Genomic DNA, 21,819 nt, shown 5'->3' with positions numbered 1-21,819 from the left:
TGGTGGGGAGGGTGAGGGTGACGGTGTCGGGGAGGGGGTCTTGGGTGAGGAGGGTGTCGAGGGTGGGGTGGTCGGGGTCGAGGGCCCAAGTGGTGTGGGTGGGCTGGTGGTTGGTGTCGGGAGTGGCGGTGGGCCAGGTGAGGTGGAAGACGGACGAGACGGCCCGAGGCTGTACGGGCTGCGTACTCAGGGCACCCGTGAACAGCCGGAGCGCGATCTCCTCGACGGACAGCACGGGCTGACCGGCCGGGTCGTACGCGGTGAGCCGGTAGGCCCGCGCATCGGTGGGCGTGAGCCGGACGCGCAGGGTGTCGGCATCGGTCGCGTACAGGCGCACACCGCTCCAGGAGAAGGGCAGCGCGATCCCCTCGTCGTCGGCTCCGTTGCGCTGGGTGCCCAGTACGAGCGAGTGCATCGCCGAATCCAGCAGGGCGGGGTGGACGGTGTGGCCGGTGGTGGTGGTGTCGGGGTCGAGGGTGACCTCGGCGTAGAGGGTGCCGTCGGCGTTCCAGGCGCGGGTGAGGTTCTGGAAGGCGGGGCCGTAGTCGTAGCCGTGGTCGGCGAGTTGCTCGTACGCATCGCTGAGGTCGATGGCGGTGGCGTTCGTGGGGGGCCACTGGGTGAGGTCGGGCTCGGGGGTGGCCTCGGTGGTGTCGGTGGTGAGGGTGCCGGTGGCGTGGAGGGTCCAGGGCTGGTCGGGGTCGTCGCTCTGGGGGCGTGCGTGGATGTCGATGCGGTGGTCGGGGTGGACGGTCAGTTGGAGGTGGGCGGGGCGGTCGAGGGTGAGGGGTGCGTGGAGGGTGAGTTCTTCGACGGTGGTGTGGCCGGTGGCCTGGGCGGCGTGGAGGGCCAGGTCGAGGAAGGCGGTGCCGGGGAGGAGGGGGTTGTGGTGGACGGCGTGGTCGGTGAGCCAGGGGTGGTGGTGGGTGCTGAGGTTGGTGGTGGCGAGCCAGGTGCCGTCGGGGAGTTGGGTGGTGGTGGCGAGGAGGGGGTGGGTGGCGCCGTGCAGTCCGAGGCCGGTGGCGTCGGTGGGCGCGGTGCTGGTGGTGAGCCAGTAGTGCTGGTGCTGGAAGGCGTACGTGGGCAGGTCCGGGTCGGTGCCAGGTTGGTGGTGCCAGGTGATGGGGTGGCCGTGGGTGTGGGCGGTGGCGAGGGCGGTGGCGAACTGGGTCCATCCTCCGTGGTGACGGCGCAGGGTGCCGATCGCGGTGCCGATGTCCTGGCCGGTGTCGTGCAGGGTGTGGTTGATGCTCGGGGTGAGGACGGGGTGGGGGCTGGCTTCGATGTAGAGGTGGTGTCCCGTGCTGATGAGGTGCGTGAGGGTCGGATGGAAGAGGACGGGGTTGGTGAGGTTGTCGTACCAGTACTCGGCGGTCAGCGTGGTGGTGTCGATCGGTTCGCCGGTGAGGGTGGAGTGGAACGGGATGCTGGCGGTGGCGGGGTTGATGCTCTCCAGCGCGGTGAGGATCTCTTCGCGCAGGGCGGTCATGTGCGGCGTGTGCGAGGCGTAGTCCACGGGGATCGCTTTCGCGTCGACGCCGGTGCTCTGGAGGTGGGCGACGAGGTCGTGGACGGCCTGGGTGTCACCGGCGACGACGGTGGTCGCGGGCCCGTTGAGCGCGGCGACGTGGACACCTTCGTGCTGGGCGAGGAGTTCACGCACCGCGTCGGCGGGCATCGGCAGTGAGGCCATCGTGCCGGTGCCGGCGAGGCGGGTCAGAGCCCGGCTGCGTAGGGCGACGACGCGGGCGGAGTCCTCGAGGGTGAGGGCTCCGGCGATGTGGGCGGCGGCGATCTCGCCCTGGGAGTGGCCGATGACCGCATCGGGCTGGACGCCGTGGTGCTGCCACAAAGTGGCGAGGGAGATCATGACGGCCCACAGCGCGGGCTGGACGACGTCCACGCGATCGAGGCCGGGTGCGTCGTCACGGCCGTGGAGGACGTCGATCAGGTTCCACCCGGTGTGCGGGTGCAGGGCCTCGGCGCACGCGTCGAGCTTCTCCGCGAACGCGGGAGACTGGGCGTAGAGGTCGGTGGCCATGTTCTCCCACTGCGAGCCCTGCCCGGGGAAGACGAACACCGTCTTCGGTTTCCCGCCCGCGACGGCGGTGATCACGCCGGGGTTCGGCCGGTCGTGCGCGAGGTCGTCCAGTGCTTCGGCGAGGTCTTCGGCGCTTTCGGCGACGACGGCGGCCCGGTGCTCGAAGGCGGCCCGCCCGATGGCCAACACCCGCGCCACATCGGCGGGTTCGGCCTGCGGATGCTCACCCAGCCACGCGTGCAGCCGTCCGGCCTGCTCGTGTAGCGCGGCTTCGCTCTTCGCGGACAGCAGCCACGGCCAGGGCCCCGCAGCAGGAGCCACGACCTGCTCGTCAGACTCGGGGGCTTGTTCCAGGATGACGTGCGCGTTGGTGCCGCTGATGCCGAAGGAGGAGACGCCGGCCCGGCGGGGGTGGTCGGTCTCGGGCCATGCCATCGCTTCCGTGAGCAGGCTGACGGCGCCGCTCTCCCAGTCCACGTGCGGGGTGGGTGCGTCCACGTGCAGGGTCTTGGGCAGCACGCCGTGGCGCATGGCCTGCACCATCTTGATCACGCCCGCCACACCGGCCGCGGCCTGCGTGTGCCCGATGTTCGACTTGATCGAGCCGAGGTAGAGCGGCTGCTCGGCCGGCCGGTCCTGCCCGTACGTCGCCAGCAGCGCCTGCGCCTCGATCGGGTCACCCAGCGTCGTGCCCGTGCCGTGCGCCTCCACCACATCGACCTGGTCGGTCGTCAGGTCGGCCGCCGCGAGGGCCTGCCGGATCACCCGTTCCTGCGAGGGGCCGTTCGGCGCGGTGATCCCGTTGCTGGCGCCGTCCTGGTTGACGCCGGTGGCCCGGATCACGGCCAGCACCCGGTGGCCGTTGCGCTGCGCGTCCGAGAGGCGTTCCAGCAGCACCAGGCCGACGCCTTCGGAGAAGCCGGTGCCGTCGGAGGCGGCCGCGAACGCCCGGCAGCGGCCGTCGACGGCCAGGCCGCGCTGGCGGCTGAACTCGGTGTAGGCCGTGGGCGTCGCCATGACCGTGACGCCGCCGGCCAGCGCGAGCGTGCACTCCCCGGTGCGCAGGGACTGGGCGGCCAGGTGCATGGCGACCAGGGAGGAGGAGCAGGCGGTGTCGATCGTCACCGCCGGGCCCTCCAGGCCCAGCGTGTACGAGACCCGGCCCGAGGCCACGCTGTTGCTGATGCCGGTCGACAGGTATCCCTGGAACTCGTCGGGGGTCTGGTTGAGCATGTGAGCCCCGTAGTGGCTCGCCAGCACGCCGGCGTAGATTCCGGTGGCGGTGTTGCGCAGGCTGGTGGGGTCGATGTGCGCGTGCTCGAAGGTCTCCCAGGCGGTTTCGAGCAGCAGGCGCTGCTGCGGGTCGGTGGCGAGGGCCTCGCGCGGGCTGATCCCGAAGAACGCCGGGTCGAAGTCGCCCGCGTCGTGCAGGAATCCGCCGTGGCGCGCGTAGCTGGTTCCCGGGTTCTCCGGGTCCGGGTCGTAGAGACCTTCGAGGTCCCAGCCGCGGTCGGTGGGGAAGCCGGTGATGGCGTCGGTGTCGGTGGCGACGAGGTTCCAGAGGTCGTCGGGGCCGTGGACGTCGCCGGGGTAGCGGCAGGCCATGCCGATGATGGCGATGGGTTCGTCGGTGGTGGCGGTGGTCCGGGGGGTGGTGTCGCGTCGATGTGCCGCGGTGCCCTCGGGGTTGAGTCGGGTGAGGAGGTGGGTGGCGAGGGCGGTGGGGGTGGGGTGGTCGAAGATCAGGGTCGGGGGGAGCCGGAGGCCGGTGGCGGTGGTGAGCCGGTTGCGCAGTTCGACGGCGGTGAGCGAGTCGAAGCCGAGGTTCTTGAACGCGGTGGTGGTGCTGACGGTGGTCGGGCTGCTGTGGCCGAGGATGGCGGCGGCCTGGGCGCGGACGAGGGTCAGCAGGTGTTCGTGCTGCTCGTCGGGGGTGAGGGTGGCGAGGTGGTCGGCGAGGGCGGTGCTGTTGCCGGTGATCGCGTTGCTGCGGGCGGCGGTGCGGGTGGTGCGGGCCCCGGGCAGGTCCCGCAGGAGCGCGGGTCGCTGGGCGGGGTCGGCGGGCGGCGTCAGGGGGGTGAGGAGCAGATGTGGCTGGTCGACGCACAGGGCGGTGTCGAGCAGGGCGAGGGCGTCCTCGGTGGTGAGTGCGGTGATGCCGCCGCGGGCCATGCGGGCGTGCTGGGCGGTGTCGAGGTGGCCGGTCATGGCGCTGGCCTGCTGCCAGAGCCCCCAGGCGAGCGAGGTGGCGGGCAGGCCGAGGGCGCGGCGGTGGTGGGCGAGGGCGTCGAGGAAGGTGTTGGCGGCGGCGTAGTTGGCCTGGCCGGGGTTGCCGAGCGTCGCGGCGGCCGAGGAGAAGAGGACGAAGGCGTCCAACTCGAGGTGGGCGGTGGCCTGGTGGAGGTTCCAGGCGGCGTTGACCTTGGGGGCGAAGACGGTGGTGATGCTGTTGGGCGTGAGGTTCTCGACCAGCCCGTCGTGGAGGACGCCGGCGGCGTGGATGACGGTGGTGAGGGGGTGTTCGGCGGGGATGGCAGCGATGAGAGCGTCGACGGCGGAGCGTTCGGCGGTGTCGCAGGCGGTGATGGTGATCTGGGCGCCGAGTTCGGTGAGTTCGGCCTGGAGGGTGTCGGCGCCGGGGGCGTTCGGTCCGCTGCGGCTGGTCAACAGCAGGTGGCGGACGCCGTGTTCGGTGACCAGGTGCCGGGCGACCAGTGCGCCCAGCGTGCCGGTGCCACCGGTGATCAGCACCGTGCCCTCACCGCCCAGCGGGCGGGGGACTGTCAGGGTGAGCTTGCCGGTGTGGCGGGCCTGGCTCAGGTGGCGGAGGGCCTGCGGGGCCTGGGAGAGCGGCCAGTCGGTGTGCGGGAGCGGTTGCAGCGTCCCCGCCTCGAACAGCGCGACCAGCTCGGTGAACATCTCCTGGATCCGGGCCGGCGCGGCCGTCATCAGGTCGAACGCCTGGTAGCGGACCCCGGGGTGGTCGGCGGCGACCTGTTCGGCGTCGCGGATGTCGGTCTTGCCCATCTCGATGAACCGGCCGCCGGGGCCGAGCAGTCGCAGCGAGGCGTCGGTGAACTCGTTGGCGAGGGAGTTCAGCACGATGTCCAGCCCGCCGTCCCCGGCCAGCGCGCGGAACCGCTCCTCGAACTCCAGGGTCCGGGAGTTGGCGATGTGCGCGTCGTCCAGGCCGAGCGCCCGCAGGGTGTCCCACTTGCCGGGGCTGGCGGTGGCGAAGACCTCGACCCCGAGGTGCAGGGCCAGCCGGACGGCGGCCGTACCGACGCCGCCGGTCGCCGTGTGGATCAACACCTTGTCACCGGACCGGAGTTGGGCGAGCTCGGCCAGCCCGTAGTAGGCGGTCAGGAACGCCACCGGGACGGTCGCGGCGTCGTTGAACGACCAGTCGGCGGGCTTGTGCGCCAGATGGTGCTGATCGGCGACGGTCACCGGTCCGAAGGCGTCCGGGAACAGGCCCATCACCTGGTCGCCGGCGGCGAACCGGCTGACACCGGCTCCGACCTCGACCACCACGCCGGAACCCTCGAGCCCCAGGCCGTTCTGGCCTTCACGCAGGGCGAGGGTGACGAAGACGTCGCGGAAGTTCACCCCCGCACTGCGGACCGCCACGCGCACCTCGTCCGCACCGAGCGGCCGGTCGGCCTCGGGGTGGGCCTGGAGGGCGAGGTGGTCGAAGGTGCCCGTGCCCGTGGTGGTCATCCGCCAACTGGCCGTGTCGGGGGGTGGGATGAGGAGGCCGTTGGGAGTGTTGGTGGTGACGGGTGTGAGTCGGGGGGTGTGGAGAGTGCCTTCGCGCAGGGCGAGTTGGGGTTCGCCGGTGGCCCGGGCGTGGGTCAGGGCGGTGGCGAGCGCGGCGCTGCTGTCGGGGTGGTCGTCGAGGTCCAGGAGGGTGATGCGGTCGGGGTTTTCGGTCTGGGTGGAGCCGATCAGGCCCCAGATCGCGGTGTGGGCGAGGTTGGGGGTGGTGCTGTACGTCGCGTTGGTGGTGATGAGGGCGAGGTGGGTGTGGTCGAGGCGGGGTTCGGCGAGCCAGGTCTGGAGGAGCTGGAGAGTCGTGGTGGTGAGGCGCGCGGTGTCGTCGGGGGTGGGTTGGGTGGTGGGGAGGGTGAGGGTGACGGTGTCGGGGAGGGGGTCTTGGGTGAGGAGGGTGTCGAGGGTGGGGGCGTCGGGGTCGAGGGCCCAAGTGGTGTGGGTGGATTGGTGGTTGGTGTCGGGTGTGGTGGTGGGCCAGGTGAGGTGGAAGAGGGAGTTGGTGGGGTGGCGGTGGGTGGTTAGTGAGGTGGTGGCGAGGGTGCGGAGGGTGAGTTCGTCGGCGGTGAGGACGGGTTGGCCGGTGGGGTCGGTGGCGAGGACGCGATAGGTGTCGGTGCCGGTGGGCGTGAGCTGGACGCGCAGGGTGTTGGCGTCGGTGGCGTGCAGGTGTACGCCGCTCCAGGAGAAGGGGAGGGCGATGCCTTCGCCGGTGTCGGCGCGGTCGGGGCTCAGTGCGAGGGAGTGGAGGGCGGCGTCGAGGAGGGCGGGGTGGAGGGTGTGGCCGGTGGTGGTGGTGTCGGGGTCGAGGGTGACCTCGGCGTAGAGGGAGCTGTCCGCGTGCCAGGCGTGGGTCAGGTTCTGGAAGGCCGGGCCGTAGTGGTAACCGCGAGCGGCGAGTTGCTCGTAGAGGTCGGCCGTCGGCAGAGCGGTGGCCTGCTCGGGACGCCACGGACTGGACGCGGGCTCGGGGGTGGCCTCGGTGGTGTCGGTGGTGAGGGTGCCGGTGGCGTGGAGGGTCCAGGGCTGGTCCGGGTCGTCGCTTTGGGGCCGGGCGTGGATGTCGAGGCGCTGATCGGGATGGACGGTGACCTGGAGGTGGACCGGGCGGTCGAGCGGCAGCGGGGCGTGGAGGGTGAGTTCCTCGACGGTGGTGTGGCCGGTGGCCTGGGCGGCGTGGAGGGCGAGGTCGAGGAAGGCGGTGCCGGGCAGGAGGGGGTTGTGCTGGACGGCGTGGTCGGCGAGCCAGGGGTGGTGGTGGGTGCTGAGGTTGGAGGTGGCGAGCCAACTGCCGTCGGGGAGTTGGGTGGTGGTGGCGAGGAGGGGGTGGGTGGCGGTGTGCAGTCCGAGGCCGGTGGCGTCGGTGGGTGCGGTGCTGGTGGTGAGCCAGTAGTGCTGGTGCTGGAAGGCGTAGGTGGGCAGCTCGGGATGGGTGGACGGGTCGGGGTGGTGCCAGGTGACGTGGTGGCCGTGGGTGTGGGCGGTGGCGAGGGCGGTGGCGAACTGGGTCCATCCTCCGTGGTGACGGCGCAGGGTCCCGATCGCGGTGCCGATGTCCTGGCCGGTGTCGTGCAGGGTGTGGTTGATGCTGGGCGTGAGGACGGGGTGGGGGCTGGCTTCGATGTAGAGGTGGTGTCCCGTGCTGATGAGGTGCGTGAGGGTCGGGTGGAAGAGGACGGGGTTGGTGAGGTTGTCGTACCAGTACTCGGCCGTCAGCGTGGTGGTGTCGACGGGCTCGCCGGTCAGGGTGGAGTGGAACGGGATGGCGGCGGCGCTTGGCGTGATGCCGTCCAGCGCGGCGAGGATCTCCTCGCGCAGCGCGGTCATGTGCGGCGTGTGTGAGGCGTAGTCGACGGGGATCGCTTTCGCGTCGACGCCGGTGCTCTGGAGGTGGGCGACGAGGTCGTGGACGGCCTGGGTGTCACCGGCGACGACGGTGGTCGCGGGCCCGTTGAGCGCGGCGACGTGGACACCTTCGTGCTGGGCGAGGAGTTCACGCACCGCGTCGGCGGGCATCGGCAGTGAGGCCATCGTGCCGGTGCCGGCGAGGCGGGTCAGAGCCCGGCTGCGTAGGGCGACGACGCGGGCGGAGTCCTCGAGGGTGAGGGCTCCGGCGATGTGGGCGGCGGCGATCTCGCCCTGGGAGTGGCCGATGACCGCATCGGGCTGGACGCCGTGGTGCTGCCACAAAGTGGCGAGGGAGATCATGACGGCCCACAGCGCGGGCTGGACGACGTCCACGCGATCGAGGCCGGGTGCGTCGTCACGGCCGTGCAGGACGTCGATCAGGTTCCAGCCGGTGTGCGGGTGCAGAGCCTCGGCGCACGCGTCCAACTTCTCGGCGAACGCGGACGATTGGGCGTAGAGGTCGGTGGCCATGTTCAGCCACTGCGAGCCCTGCCCGGGGAACACGAACACCGTCTTCGGCTTCCCGCCCGCGACGGCGGTGATCACGCCGGGGTTCGGCCGGTCATGCGCGAGGTCCTCCAGCGCACCGGCCAGCTCCTCCCGGCTCTCCGCCACGACGGCAGCCCGGTGCTCGAAGGCGGCCCGCCCGGTGGCCAACACCCGTGCGACGTCCGCAGATTGGGCCTGCGGATGCTCACCCAGCCACGCGTGCAGCCGCCCGGCCTGCTCGCGCAGCGCGGCCTCGCTCTTCGCGGACAACAACCACGGCCAAGGCCCCTGAAGAGGGCTGTCGGACTCGTCGGCGGGGGCGGGTGCCTCGGTTTCCGGGGCCTGCTCCAGGATGACGTGGGCATTGGTGCCGCTGATACCGAAGGAGGAGACACCCGCCCGCCGAGGGTGGTCGGTCTCCGGCCAGGTCACCGCCTCGGTCAGCAGGCTGACAGCACCGGCCGCCCAGTCCACGTGCGGCGTCGGAGCGTCCACGTGCAGGGTCTTGGGCAGCACGCCCTGCCGTATCGCCTGCACCATCTTGATCACGCCCGCCACACCGGCCGCCGCCTGCGTGTGTCCGATGTTCGACTTGATCGAGCCGAGGTAGAGCGGCTGCTCGGCCGGCCGGTCCTGCCCGTACGTCGCCAGCAGCGCCTGCGCCTCGATCGGGTCACCCAGTGTCGTGCCCGTTCCGTGCGCCTCGACGGCGTCGACCTGATCGGGCGTCAGTCGTGCGTTGGCGAGGGCCTGCCGGATGACGCGTTCCTGCGAGGGGCCGTTCGGTGCGGTGAGGCCGTTGCTGGCGCCGTCCTGGTTGACGCCGGTGCCTCGGATCACGGCCAGCACCCGGTGGCCGTTGCGCTGGGCGTCCGAGAGGCGTTCCAGCAGCACCAGGCCGACGCCTTCGGAGAAGCCGGTGCCGTCGGAGGCGGCCGCGAACGCCTTGCAGCGGCCGTCGGCGGCCAGGCCGCGCTGGCGGCTGAACTCGGTGTAGGCGGTGGGTGTGGCCAGCACGGTCACGCCGCCGGCCAGGGCGAGCGTGCACTCGCCGGAGCGCAGGGCCTGGGCGGCGAGGTGCATGGCGACCAGCGAGGAGGAGCAGGCGGTGTCGATCGTGACCGCCGGGCCCTCCAGGCCCAGGGAGTAGGCGACGCGGCCCGAGATCAGCGAGGAGAGGGTGCCGGTGCCGATGTAACCCTCGACGTCCTCGGAGGTGTTGGCGAGGAGGTGCGCGTAGTCGTGGTCGTCGCTGCCCGCGTAGATGCCGGTGGCGGTGTTGCGCAGGCTGGTGGGGTCGATGTGCGCGTGCTCGAAGGTCTCCCAGGCGACTTCGAGCAGCAGGCGCTGCTGCGGGTCGGTGGCGAGGGCCTCGCGCGGGCTGATGTTGAAGAACGCCGGGTCGAAGTCGCCCGCGTCGTGCAGGAATCCGCCGTGGCGCGCGTAGCTGGTCCCCGGGGTCTCCGGGTCCGGGTCGTAGAGGCTCTCCAGGTCCCAGCCGCGGTCGGTCGGGAATTCCGAGATCGCGTCCCGGCCTTCCGCCACTGTTCGCCAGAGGTCCTGCGGCGAGCGTACGTCGCCCGGGTAGCGGCAGGCCATGCCCACGATGGCGATCGGTTCGTGCCGCTCGGACTCGACCTCGCGCAGGCGCTGGCGTGCCTTCCGCAGATCGGTGGTGGCGCGGCGCAGGTAATCCCGAAGCTTCTCTTCATTCGACGACATGATGGTTCAACACCCTCCTTCGATCGGGTCAGGAAATGCCGAGCTCGTTGTCGAGGACGTCGAACAGGTCGTCGTCCGTCGCCAGGCCGAGGTCTTCTTCGGGCGTGCTCTTCGTCGCGTCGCCCTGGAGGTCGTTCCATTTCCACAGCAGCGCTTCGAGGCGTGCGTGGATCGTTGACCGCTGGTCCTCGTCCGCGGTGAACGCGGTCAGGATCGAGTCGAGTTTCTCGATCTCGCGGAGCACGGTCCGGGAGGGGGTGGCGCCCTGCGGGTTGAGTCGGGTGAGGAGGTGGGTGGCGAGGGCGGTGGGGGTGGGGTGGTCGAAGATCAGGGTCGGGGGGAGCCGCAGGCCGCTGGCGGTGGTGAGCCGGTTGCGCAGTTCGACGGCGGTGAGCGAGTCGAAGCCGAGGTTCTTGAACGCGGTGGTGGTGCTGACGGTGGTGGGGTCGCTGTGGCCGAGGACGGCGGCGGCCTGGGCGCGGACGAGGGTCAGCAGGTGTTCGTGCTGCTCGTCGGGGGTGAGGGTGGTGAGGTGGTCCGCGAGGTCCTGACCGCCGCCGGTCGTGGCGGCCGTACGGGCGGCGGTGCGGGTGGTACGGGCTCCGGCGAGGTCGCGCGCCAGCGCGGGGCGCCGGGCGGGGTCGGCCGGCGGGGTGAACGGTGTCGGCAGGAGGTGCACCTGGTCGAGGTGGAGCGCGGTGTCGAGCAGGGCGAGGGCGTCCTCGGTGGCGAGGGGGGTGATGCCGTCGCGGGCCATGCGGGCGTGCTGGGCGGCGTCGAGGTGGCCGGTCATGGCGCTGGCCTGCTGCCAGAGCCCCCAGGCGAGCGAGGTCGCGGGCAGGCCGAGGGTGCGGCGGTGCTGGGCGAGGCCGTCGAGGTAGGCGTTGGCGGCGGCGTAGTTGGCCTGGCCGGGGTTGCCGAAGGTGGCGGCGGCGGAGGAGAAGAGGGCGAAGGCGTCCAACTCTAGGTGGGCGGTGGCCTGGTGGAGGTTCCAGGCGGCGTCGACCTTCGGACGGAACACGGAGGCCACCTGTTCCGGCCGCATCGTCTCGACCAGCCCGTCGTCGAGGACGCCGGCGGCGTGGATGACGGTGGTGAGGGGGTGTTCGGCGGGGACGGCGGCGATGAGGGCGTCGACGGCGGAGCGTTCGGCGGTGTCGCAGGCGGTGATGGTGACCTGGGCGCCGAGTTCGGTGAGTTCGGCCTGGAGGGTGTCGGCGCCGGTGGCGTTGGGTCCGCTGCGGCTGGTCAGGAGGAGGTGGCGGACGCCGTGTTCGGTGACCAGGTGTCGCGCGACGAGGCCGCCGAGGGTGCCGGTGCCACCGGTGATCAGCACCGTGCCCTCGCCGCCCAGCGGGCGGGGGATGGTCAGGGTGAGCTTGCCGGTGTGGCGGGCCTGGCTCAGGTGGCGGAGGGCCTGCGGGGCCTGGGAGAGCGGCCAGTCGGTGTGCGGGAGCGGCTGGAGCGTGCCGTCGGAGAAGAGGGCCGAGAGCTCGGCCAGCACGGTCCGCAGACGGTCGGGGCCCGCGTCGAGGACGTCGTACGCCTGGTAGAACAGGCCAGGGTGGTCGGCGGTGACCTGTTCGGCGTCGCGGATGTCGGTCTTGCCCATCTCGATGAACCGGCCGCCGGGGCCGAGCAGTCGCAGCGAGGCGTCGATGAACTCGTTGGCGAGGGAGTTCAGCACGACGTCCAGCCCGTCGTCCCCGAGGTGGGCGCGGAAGTGGTCCTCGAAGTCGAGCGAACGGGAGTTGGCGATGTGCGCGTCGTCCAGGCCGAGCGCCCGCAGGGTGTCCCACTTGCCGGGGCTGGCGGTGGCGAAGACCTCGACCCCGAGGTGCCGGGCCAGCTGGATCGTCGCCATGCCCACGCCGCCGGTCGCGGTGTGGATCAGCAGCCTCTCACCGGGCCGGATCCGCGCCAGGTCGACCAGCCCGTAGTAGGCGGTCAGGAACGCCACCGGGATCGTCGCGGCGTCGTTGAACGACCAGCCGTCCGGGATCCGGGTCAGCAGCCGGTGGTCCGTGATCGTGGCCGTCCCGATCCCGCCACCGGCGGCCAGACCCATCACCCGGTCGCCGACGGCCAGCCCGGTCACCCCCGGCCCGACCTCGGTCACCACGCCGGCCTGCTCGCCGCCGATCGGCGCCCGCTTCGGCACCATCCCCAGAGTCACCAGCACGTCACGGAAGTTGAGGCCGGCGGCCCGGACCGAGAGCCGTACCTCACCCTCGCCGAGCGGACGGGCCACCTCGGAGTCTGCCTGGATCGAGAGCTCGTCCAGCGTCCCCGCGTCCGAGGCGGCGAGCTTCCAGTCGACTGTGTCGGGGGGTGGGGTGAGGAGGCCGTTGGGGGTGTTGGTGGTGACGGGTGTGAGTCGGGGGGTGTGGAGGGTGCCTTGGCGGAGGGCGAGTTGGGGTTCGCGGGTGGTGATGGCGTGGGTGAGGGCGGTGGTGAGTGCGGCGCTGCTGTCGGGGTGGTCGTCGGTGTCGAGGAGGGTGATGCGGTCGGGGTTTTCGGTCTGGGTGGAGCGGATGAGTCCCCAGATCGCGGTGTGGGGGAGGTTGGGGGTGGTGGTGTGGGTGGCGTTGGTGGTGATGAGGGCGAGGTGGGTGTGGTCGAGGCGGGGTTCGGTGAGCCAGGTCTGGAGGAGTTGGAGGGTGGCGGTGGTGAGGTGTGTGGCGTGGTCGGGGGTGGGTTGGGTGGTGGGGAGGGTGAGGGTGACGGTGTCGGGGAGGGGGTCTTGGGCGAGGAGGGTGTCGAGGGTGGGGTGGTCGGGGTCCAGGGCCCAAGTGGTGTGGGTGGGTTGGTGGTTGGTGTCGGGGGTGGTGGTGGGCCAGGTGAGGTGGAAGAGGGAGTTGGTGGGGTGGCGGTGGGTGGTGGTGAGTGAGGTGGTGGTGAGGGTGCGGAGGGTGAGTTCGTCGGCGGTGAGGACGGGTTGGCCGGTGGGGTCGGTGGCGAGGATGCGGTAGGTGTCGGTGCCGGTGGGGGCGAGGTGGACGTGGAGGGTGTTGGCGTCGGTGGCGTGCAGGTGTACGCCGCTCCAGGAGAAGGGGAGGGCGATGCCTTCGCTGGTGTCGGCGCGGTCGGGGCTCAGAGCGAGGGGGTGGAGGGCGGCGTCGAGGAGGGCGGGGTGGAGGGTGTGGCCGGTGGTGGTGGTGTCGGGGTCGAGGGTGACTTCGGCGTAGAGGGTGCCGTCGGCGTTCCAGGCGCGGGTGAGGTTCTGGAAGGCGGGGCCGTAGTGGTAGCCGTGGTCGGCGAGTTGTTCGTAGGCGCCGGTGAGGTCGATGGCGGTGGCGTTCGTGGGGGGCCACTGGGCGGTGTCGGGCTCAGGGGCGGGCTCGGTGGTGAGGGTTCCGGTGGCGTGGAGGGTCCAGGGCTGGTCGGGGTCGTCGCTCTGCGGCCGGGCGTGGATGTCGATGCGGTGGTCGGGGTGGACGGTGACCTGGAGGTGGGCGGGGCGGTCGAGGGTGAGCGGTGCGTGGAGGGTGAGTTCCTCGACGGCGGTGTGGCCGGTGGCTTGGGCGGCGTGGAGGGCCAGGTCGAGGAAGGCGGTGCCGGGGAGGAGGGGGTTGTGGTGGACGGCGTGGTCGGTGAGCCAGGGGTGGTGGTGGGTGCTGAGGCTGGCGGTGGCGAGCCAACTGCCGTCGGGGAGTTGGGTGGTGGTGGCGAGGAGAGGGTGGGTGGCGCTGTGCAGGCCCAGGCCGGTGGCGTCGGTGGGTGCGGTGCTGGTGGTGAGCCAGTAGCGCCGGTGCTGGAACGCGTACGTGGGCAGGTCCGGGTCGGTGCCAGGTTGGTGGTGCCAAGTCGGGTTCTGGCCGTGGGTGTGGGCGGTGGCGAGGGCGGTGGCGAACTGGGTCCAATCGCCTTGCTGGCGACGCAAGGTGCCGATCGCGGTGCCGATGTCCTGGCCGGTGTCGTGCAGGGTGTGATTGATGCTCGGGGTGAGGACGGGGTGAGGGCTGGCTTCGATGTAGAGGTGGTGTCCCGTGCTGATGAGGTGCGTGAGGGTCGGGTGGAACAGCACCGGGTTGGTGAGGTTGTCGTACCAGTACTCCGCCGTCAGCGAAGTGGTGTCGACGGGCTCGCCGACCAGAGTGGAGTGGAACGGGATGGCGGCGGCGCTGGGCGTGATGCCGTCCAGCGCGGCGAGGATCTCCTCGCGCAGCGCGGTCATGTGCGGCGTGTGTGAGGCGTAGTCGACGGGGATCGTCTTGGCGTCCACGCCCGTGCTCTGGAGGTGGGCGACGAGGTCGTGGACGGGCTGGGTGTCACCGGCGACGACGGTGGTGGCGGGCCCGTTGAGCGCGGCGACGTGGACACCTTCGTGCTGGGCGAGGAGTTCGCGTACGGTGTCGGCGGGCATGGGGATCGAGGCCATGGTGCCGGTGCCGGCGAGGCGGGTCAGGGCGCGGCTGCGTAGGGCGACGACGCGGGCGGAGTCTTCGAGGGTGAGCGCTCCGGCGATGTGGGCGGCGGCGATCTCGCCCTGGGAGTGGCCGATGACGGCGTCGGGCTGGATGCCGTGGTGTTGCCACAGGGTGGCGAGGGAGACCATGACGCCCCACAGCGCGGGCTGGACGACATCAACCCGCTCCAGGCCGGGCGCGTCGTTACGGCCGTGGAGGACGTCGATCAGGTCCCACCCCGTGTGCGGGTGCAGGGCCTCGGCGCACGCATCCAACTTCTGGGCGAACGCGGACGATTGGGCGTAAAGCTCGGTGGCCATGTTCTCCCACTGCGAGCCCTGGCCGGGGAAGACGAACACCGTCTTCGGCTTCCCGCCCGCGACGGCGGTGATCACGCCGGGGTTCGGTCGGTCGTGCGCGAGGTCCTCCAGCGCACCGGCCAGCTCCTCCCGGCTCTCCGCCACGACGGCGGCGCGGTGCTCGAACGCGGCACGCCCGGTGGCCAACACCCGTGCCACGTCGGCGGATTCGGCCTGCGGATGCTCACCCAGCCACGCGTGCAGCCGTCCGGCCTGCTCGCGCAGCGCGGCCTCGCTCTTCGCGGACAGCAGCCACGGCCAGGGCCCCACAGCAGGAGCCACGACCTGCTCGTCGTCAGACTCGGGGGCCTGCTCCAGGATGACGTGCGCGTTGGTGCCGCTGATACCGAAGGAGGACACACCCGCCCGACGCGGGTGGTCGGTCTCCGGCCAGGGGGTGGTCTCCGTGAGCAGGCTGACGGCGCCGGCCTCCCAGTCCACGTGCGGGGTCGGTGCGTCGACGTGCAGGGTCTTGGGCAGCACGCCGTGCCGTATCGCCTGCACCATCTTGATCACGCCCGCCACACCGGCCGCGGCCTGCGTGTGTCCGATGTTCGACTTGATCGAGCCGAGGTAGAGCGGCTGTTCGGCCGGCCGGTCCTGCCCGTACGTCGCCAGCAGTGCCTGCGCCTCGATCGGGTCGCCCAGCGTCGTGCCCGTGCCGTGCGCCTCCACCACGTCGACCTGATCGTTCGTCAGGTCGGCCGCCGCGAGGGCCTGCCGGATCACCCGTTGCTGCGAGGGGCCGTTGGGGGCGGAGAGCTGGCTGGTGGTGCCGTCCTGGTTGACGCCGGTGCCCCGGATGACGGCCAGCACCCGGTGGCCGTTGCGCTGCGCGTCCGAGAGGCGTTCCAGCAGGACGAGCCCCGCGCCCTCGCCCCACCCGGTGCCGTCGGCGGCGGCGGCGAACGCCTTGCAGCGGCCGTCGGCGGCCAGGCCGCGTTGGCGGCTGAACTCGACGAAGGTGCTCGGTGTCGACATCACGGTGACGCCGCCGGCCAGGGCGAGCGTGCACTCCCCGTTGCGCAGGGCCTGGGCGGCGAGGTGCATGGCGACCAGTGAGGAGGAGCAGGCGGTGTCGATCGTCACCGCCGGGCCCTGGAACCCGAACGCGTGCGAGAGGCGGCCGGAGGCCACGCTGCCCGCGCTGCCCTGACCGAGGTAGCCCTCGAGCTCCTCGGGCTTCTTCTGCAGCCGGGAGCCGTAGTCGTTGTACATCACGCCGACGAAGACCCCGGTGCTGCTGCCGTGCTGGTCGTCCATCCGGAGTCCGGCGCGCTCGAACGCCTCCCAGGTGGTTTCCAGCAGCAGGCGCTGCTGCGGGTCGATGGTGACGGCTTCGCGCGGGCTGATGCCGAAGAACTCGGCGTCGAACAGGTCGGCGTCGTGCAGGAATCCGCCCTCGCGGGTGTAACTCCGGCCCGGGGTGTCGGGGTTCGGGTCGTAGAGCTGTTCGGTGTCCCAGTCGCGGTCCTCGGGGAAGCCGGTGACGGCGTCCCGGCCCTCGGTGACCAATTGCCACAGGTCCTCCGGCGAGCGCACCCCACCCGGCAGTCGGCAGGCCGTCCCGATGATCGCGATCGGTTCGTGCCGCTCGGACTCCACTTCGCGCAGGCGCTGGCGGGTCTGGTGGAGGTCCGCTGTCGCGCGCCGCAGATAATTCCGAAGCTTCTCTTCGTTCGACATGCGAATTCCGTCCAATGCGATGAGGATTTCGGTGCCGGTCGGGCAGTTGACAGGCAGGGTCCTCGCGCACTCTAGGGCGGGCCCCTAAGAGGGGGCTTTGATTGTTCTAAAGCGGGTTTTCTGCGGCGGTACGGAATCCGTTCTCCAATGGATTCGGGAAAAGAATTCCACGGGCCTCGGTAATAGTTGTTTTGGCGAGGTTTCAGCGCGGGCTGGGACAGTGTGGGCATGAATCCAGACAGGTGGAACTCGACCAGGGCCAGGCTGTGGCTGCGGAGCTTCGACGTCCAGGGCGGCGGCGTCCCGAGGCTGGTGTGCTTTCCGCACGCGGGGGGAAGCGCGGCCTTCTACGCCCCGCTGGCGGCCGCACTCGGGCCGGGCGTGCCGGTGCTCGCCGTGCAGTACCCGGGGCGGCAGGACCGGCGGCGGGAGCCGGGCATCGACAACGTGCCCGAGCTCGCGGACGCGATCCTCGACGTGCTGGCGGAGGAGCCCGAGGCGCCGGTGGCGCTGTTCGGGCACAGCCTGGGAGCCGTTCTCGCCTTCGAGGTGGCGGTGCGGATGGAGCGGCGGCTGGGCGTCTCGCCGACCACGCTGTTCGTCTCCGGCCGCCGGGCGCCGACCAGGCACCGGGTGGAGTCGGTGCACACCCGGGACGACGCGGGTCTCGTCGCGGAACTCCTCGCGCTGGGCGGCACCCCGGACCACATGTTGCGGGATCCTGACGTGTTGGAGATGATCCTGCCGATGGTGCGCAGCGACTACCGCGCCGTCGAGACCTACCGGGGCCGGCCGGGGGACGTGGTGGGCTGCCCGACGGTGGTCCTCTCCGGCAGTGACGACCCGGCGGGCACCCCGGAGGAGGTCGCCTCCTGGCAGCTCCACTGCCGGGGCCCGTACTCCCAACGGGCCTTCGTCGGCGGGCACTTCTTCCTCCAGGAGCACTGGCCGGCGGTCGCGGGACTGATCCGGTCCGAGCTCGCCGTCGTACGCCGCTGACACGTGCGCACCTGCACACCTGCACACCTGCACATCTGCGCGCCTGCACACCCTCGCGCCTGACATCTCCGTACGCCACCGGCCCGGCCGCACGCCGGGGTGCTCCCGTCCGGGCCGGGTGGTGACGGCGGGTCGCGGGGCTACTCGGCGATGTACGTGCGGTACGCCCAGGTGAAGACGTGCAGCTCGCCCTGCGTGGTCTCGACGGTCTCACCGGAGCGGGAGAAGTGCTCGTAGCGGTTCCCGAAGAGGATCGTGACGCGCGCGTCGAGGTCTTCGACGCGGATGACCCGTGCGGCGTCCACGAGCTCGCTCGGTCCGCCTGTGAGAAGGACGTTGGGCAGGTTCGCGCTCATCTCTCGGCCCTTTCCTCGGGGATCCAGGTGACGAGTTCCCATCGTGGCAGGGCGGTCTTAGGCGGACCTTGGGGGATGCTTGGCGGCTGTTCGGGACTCGGATCCCGTGGTCGGTGCGAGCACGCTCCCCCGCCGGCCTGGCTACCAGGCGGCCGGCAGGCTCGCGGGGCTGCGGGTGGTGGTGCCCAGGCGCCACGGTGTCGGTGCGTCCGGGGCGGTGGTGAGGCGCAGCGCGGGGAGCGCGGCGGCGAGGCGCTGTAGCGATTCGCGCATCTCCAGCCGGACCAGCCAGGCGCCCACGCAGTAGTGCGGCCCGGCGCTGAACGCCAGCGTGGGCGCGGTGAGGGGCAGGGCGAGGTCGGCGTCGAGGCCGTCCGGGTGGACGGCGGGGTCGCGGTTGGCGCTGCCGAGGCTGAGGGCGACGACGGCGCCGCCCGGGACGGTGACGCCGCCGAGGTCGAGGGGTGCGGTGGTGCGGCGGATGGTGTGTTCGTCGTCGCCGAGCGGGATGAAGTGGCAGAGGCGTTCGGTGGTGCGGTCGGCGGTGCCGGGGTCGGCCAGGCGTGGCCAGTGGTCGGCGCGTTCGCCGAGGAGGTAGAGCAGGGCGTTGCCGAGGGCGCCGGTGATGCTCTCGTTGCCGCTGGCGATGAGCCCGCAGACGAGGTGGACGAGCGACTCCTCCGGGATGCCCCCGTCCTCGTCGGCGGCCCGGACGAGCCGGCTGACCAGGTCCTCGCCGGGTTCGCGCCGCCGTCGCCCCATCAACTCGGCGGTGAAGGCGGAGAATTCGGCGATCCCGTCCGGGTCCGGCGCCGAGCCTTCGCCCTGCGCGAGGACGGCGTGCGCCCAGCGTCGCAGCCGCTCCTCCTCCACGAGCCCGTCCAGTCCGGTGAGCCGGTCGGTGACGGCGAAGGGCACCGGCCGGGTGAAGGCGGTGATCAGGTCGGCGGGCGGCCCGGCCGCGACCAGTGCGTCGACGGCCCGCTGGACGGCTTCGGCGACCCACGGCTGCCAGTCCGCGATGGCGCGCGGGGTGAAGGCCCGCTGGAAGGTGGCGCGCAGCCGCCGGTGGGCGGGCCCGTCCTGGTTGAACAGGGAGGCCGGGTTGCCGGAGACCTCGGCGGTGGGGCCGACCGTGCCGATCTGTTCGAGGTCGGCGCGGGTGAGACGCGGGTCGCCGAGGGCCTGTTTGACGTCGTGGTAGCGGGTGACCAGCCACGCGGGGGTGCCGTCCGGCAGGGTGGTCGGCCGGGGTGCCCGGGCGGGGGACACGGGCAGCCGGTGGAGGGGAGGGAGCGTCGCGGACATGGGTCCCTTCGGGTGGCGTTCCGCCGGTCGTCCGTCCACTGTTCCTCAACTGTCATATTGTCAGAGGGAATTGGGCCGACTCGTCCGATATCACCCGATGGTACCCGAACCGCTCGTCCCGGCGGCCCCACTCCCGGCCGGCAGGAACGGCCCCAGTGCGCCGAGTGCGGCCCCGACGCAGGCGTCGCGCAGTTCGGCCAGCTCCTCGGTGATGATCGTCTGGATCACCACGTCCCCGGCCAGCTGGCGATTGGCGGCGAGGACGGCGTGCCGGTTGGCGACGAAGTAGTCGAAGTGGGCGTCCAGGCCCTGGACGAGCTGCTCGGCGAGGCTGTCGCCGACGCCGACGCCGACGCCGACGCCGACGCCGACGCCGACGCCGACGCCGACGCCGACGCCGACGCCGACGCCGACGCGGACGCGGACGCGAACCGGCGGGCGGCCGCCGCCGCCACCCGCTGACCCCGCCCGGCGCGTCAGAGGCCGATGCCCGCCATCACCCCGGCCAGCGCCTCCGGCTGCGCCGCCACGGAGGCCGCCGAGCCGGTCAGCGCCACGTACCCGTCCGGCCGGACGAGGACGACCGCCGGGCCGCCGAGCCCGTACGCGCGCCCGGCGTGTCCGGACGGGTCCCGCAGGCCGGCCTGGCGCAGGCCGGGGCGCTCGGGGAGCCGGAGGTCGGCGTCGAAGGCGAGCAGGGTGGCGTGCGGGCCCCGGAGGAGGTCGAACAGGCGGGTCGGAGTGCCGGAGGCGGTGGTGACGGGCGCGTCAGGGGCGCGGTCGCCGGCGCGGATGCCCGTGCTGTCGTCCAGGTCCAGGCCGATCGGCCCACCCCGGTAGCCGATGGACAGGCCCGTGAAGTCGGCGCCGGAGGCGGTGCGGTTGCCGAACTGCCGGGCGAGGGCCTGGCCGCCGCCCTCGCTGAACAGCGCCCGGTGCTGGGCTGAGGTGGCGGCGAGCACGCCGGCGGCGACGGGCAGGCGCTCGGCCTGGTAGCTGTCGAGCAGCGCGTCGGGGGCGCCGCGGAGCACGGCGGCGAGCTTCCAGCCCAGGTTGGCGGCGTCCTGAACCCCGGTGTTGAGGCCCTGTCCGCCCGCCGCCGAGTGGCAGTGCGCGGCGTCCCCGGCGACGAAGACCCGCCCGGCCCGGTAGCGGTCGACCATCCGTACGGTCGGGCGCCAGACGCTGGACCAGCTCGGCTCGTGCAGCCGGACGCCGGGCAGGCCCGCGCGCTCGGCGAAGAGCCGCTCGAAGGTCGCCAGGTCGGGGGCGGGCGTGCGGCCCTGCTCGTCCGGGTCGACCCAGGCGTGGGCGGCCCAGAGGCCGTCGGCCCGCATGGGCACGAGGATGAAGGCGCCGGCGCCGAGCTTCTCGTCCGTCCAGACGTGCAGGAAGTCGGGGTCGAGGCCCTCCACGCGCAGGGAGGCGAGCAGGAAGCGCTCCTCGTCCCAGGACTCGCCGAGGAAGGTGAAGCCGGCCTGTCGGCGCACGGTGCTGCGGCCGCCGTCGCAGCCGACCAGGTAGCGGGCGCGCAGGGTGCGGCTCTCGCCGCCCTGGCGGACGGTGGCCTTCACGGCCTCCTCCTCCGCCGCCTCCTCCTCCTGGCTGAACTCGACCAGCTCGCAGTCGAGTTCGACCTTCACGCCGAACTCGGCGAGCCGCTCGCGCAGCACCGCCTCGGTGTGGTGCTGGGCGAGCATCAGCGCGTCGGTGTACGGGCGGTCCGGGGTGGGCCGGGTGGCGTCGGGCCTGGTCGCCTCGCCGATGACCCGCGCGCCCCGGTAGGTGCGCACCCGCAGGTCGGTCCGGCCGAGGGCGAGCATCCGCTCGACCACGCCGAGGTCCTCGAAGACCTCCAGGGAACGGGCGTTGATCCCCTTCGCCCGTTCGCCGCGGTCGCGGAACTCCGGCTCGCGCTCGATGATCCGGCACTCCACCCCGGCGCGGGCCAGCACGATCGCGAGCGCGAGGCCGACCGGCCCGGCGCCGACGACCAGGACGTCGGTGGTGTGCACGGGAATGGATGTGCGCATGACAGAGCCCCCTGACTCTCCGGCCGATAGATACGGCGCGTGTCTTGGCCTCGACTGTAGACTCCCGCCATCAAGACACGCAACGTGTCTCCGAGGTCGGGTGAGGACGGGTACGGACTTCATGGCGGACGACGGCGAACGGCCCCCGCGGCGGCACGGCGGCGAACTGGAACGCGCGATCCTCGACGCGGCCTGGGCCGAACTCGTCGACCTCGGCTACGACCGGATCACCATGGACGGCGTCGCCACCCGCGCCCGGACGAGCAAGCCGGTGCTCTACCGCCGCTGGCCGGGCCGCGCCGAACTGGTCCTCGCCGCCATGGCCCGCGACCTCCCGGACTCCGAAGAGCCGCCCGACACCGGCGAGTTGAGAGCGGACCTGCTGGCCTTCCTGCACGCCCTGCTGCACCGCTTCGACGGCCTGCCGGAAGGCGCCGTGCACGGTCTGCTGATCGACCTGCTGCGCGTGCCCGAGCTGCGGGTGCGCTTCCGCGGCGTCATCGGCGGCCAGGGGCCGGTGGACGGTCTGGCGGTGATGATGCGGCGCGCGGCCGAGCGCGGCGAGATCGACCCGGCCCGGCTCACCCCGCGCGTGATCGCGATGCCGCTGAGCCTGGTGCGCGACGAGTTCCTGCTCAGCGCGGTCGTACCGTCGGACGAGACGGTGGCACAGATCCTCGACGAGGTGGTGCTCCCGCTCCTGGGGGCGCCGGGGCGGGGATAGCATACCCCCGAGGG

9 protein-coding genes are annotated in these 21,819 nt (G+C 72.2%); 3 read left to right on the top strand and 6 right to left on the bottom strand.

The genetic code is table 11. The features are described 5' to 3' along the window. Both ACIBCA_RS29985 and ACIBCA_RS29980 read right to left on the bottom strand, forming a co-directional pair. The coding region (locus tag ACIBCA_RS29985; RefSeq protein WP_396286154.1) for an SDR family NAD(P)-dependent oxidoreductase at window positions 1-9,931 on the bottom strand (9,931 nt) is incomplete at its 3' end. A gap of 28 nt (window positions 9,932-9,959) precedes the next feature. Continuing rightward, complete coding sequence (locus tag ACIBCA_RS29980; protein ID WP_396286153.1) at window positions 9,960-16,385, bottom strand: SDR family NAD(P)-dependent oxidoreductase; 6,426 nt, start codon at window positions 16,383-16,385, stop codon at window positions 9,960-9,962. Window positions 16,386-16,613: 228 nt separating this feature from the next. On the opposite strand from ACIBCA_RS29980, the gene ACIBCA_RS29975 reads away from it, so the two are divergent. After that, window positions 16,614-17,384, top strand: coding sequence for a thioesterase II family protein (locus ACIBCA_RS29975; RefSeq protein ID WP_396286152.1), 771 nt, complete (start codon window positions 16,614-16,616; stop codon window positions 17,382-17,384). 140 nt (window positions 17,385-17,524) lie between these two features. On the opposite strand, the gene ACIBCA_RS29970 is transcribed toward ACIBCA_RS29975, so the two are convergent. The 3 genes from ACIBCA_RS29970 to ACIBCA_RS29960 form a co-directional block, all read right to left on the bottom strand. Beyond that, window positions 17,525-17,740 (bottom strand): DUF5988 family protein, encoded by a 216-nt coding sequence (locus ACIBCA_RS29970; RefSeq protein ID WP_396286151.1) that lies wholly within the window; start codon window positions 17,738-17,740, stop codon window positions 17,525-17,527. A 141-nt stretch (window positions 17,741-17,881) separates the two neighbouring features. Then, window positions 17,882-19,048, bottom strand: coding sequence for a cytochrome P450 (locus tag ACIBCA_RS29965; protein WP_396286150.1), 1,167 nt, complete (start codon window positions 19,046-19,048; stop codon window positions 17,882-17,884). 90 nt (window positions 19,049-19,138) lie between these two features. Beyond that, on the bottom strand, window positions 19,139-19,279 hold the full coding sequence (locus ACIBCA_RS29960; RefSeq protein ID WP_396286149.1) for a hypothetical protein: 141 nt from the start codon (window positions 19,277-19,279) through the stop codon (window positions 19,139-19,141). A 36-nt stretch (window positions 19,280-19,315) separates the two neighbouring features. Between ACIBCA_RS29960 and ACIBCA_RS29955 the strand changes: the two genes are divergently transcribed. Continuing rightward, window positions 19,316-19,510, top strand: coding sequence for a hypothetical protein (locus tag ACIBCA_RS29955; RefSeq protein WP_396286148.1), 195 nt, complete (start codon window positions 19,316-19,318; stop codon window positions 19,508-19,510). Window positions 19,511-19,524: 14 nt separating this feature from the next. Here the strand turns inward: ACIBCA_RS29955 and ACIBCA_RS29950 are convergent, their stop codons facing one another. After that, window positions 19,525-21,081 (bottom strand): FAD-dependent monooxygenase, encoded by a 1,557-nt coding sequence (locus ACIBCA_RS29950; RefSeq protein ID WP_396286147.1) that lies wholly within the window; start codon window positions 21,079-21,081, stop codon window positions 19,525-19,527. Window positions 21,082-21,202: 121 nt separating this feature from the next. On the opposite strand from ACIBCA_RS29950, the gene ACIBCA_RS29945 reads away from it, so the two are divergent. Then, a complete protein-coding gene (locus ACIBCA_RS29945) occupies window positions 21,203-21,805 on the top strand; it encodes a TetR/AcrR family transcriptional regulator (RefSeq protein ID WP_396286146.1) in 603 nt (200 codons plus the stop codon). The last annotated feature ends 14 nt before the right edge of the window (window positions 21,806-21,819 follow it).

Origin of the sequence: Kitasatospora sp. NPDC051170 (genome assembly GCF_044455705.1) — a bacterium.
In the GTDB taxonomy this organism is placed as follows: Bacteria; Actinomycetota; Actinomycetes; order Streptomycetales; family Streptomycetaceae; genus Kitasatospora.
This window is presented reverse-complemented; position numbering and strand designations above follow the sequence as displayed.

Bases quoted from the DNA above. Each gene is read 5' to 3' on its own strand.
- ACIBCA_RS29980 (WP_396286153.1), bottom strand. From the start codon at position 16,385: ATGTCGAACGAAGAGAAGCTTCGGAATTATCTGCGGCGCGCGACAGCG.
- ACIBCA_RS29975 (WP_396286152.1), top strand. From the start codon at position 16,614: ATGAATCCAGACAGGTGGAACTCGACCAGGGCCAGGCTGTGGCTGCGG.
- ACIBCA_RS29970 (WP_396286151.1), bottom strand. From the start codon at position 17,740: ATGAGCGCGAACCTGCCCAACGTCCTTCTCACAGGCGGACCGAGCGAG.
- ACIBCA_RS29965 (WP_396286150.1), bottom strand. From the start codon at position 19,048: ATGTCCGCGACGCTCCCTCCCCTCCACCGGCTGCCCGTGTCCCCCGCC.
- ACIBCA_RS29950 (WP_396286147.1), bottom strand. From the start codon at position 21,081: ATGCGCACATCCATTCCCGTGCACACCACCGACGTCCTGGTCGTCGGC.
- ACIBCA_RS29945 (WP_396286146.1), top strand. From the start codon at position 21,203: ATGGCGGACGACGGCGAACGGCCCCCGCGGCGGCACGGCGGCGAACTG.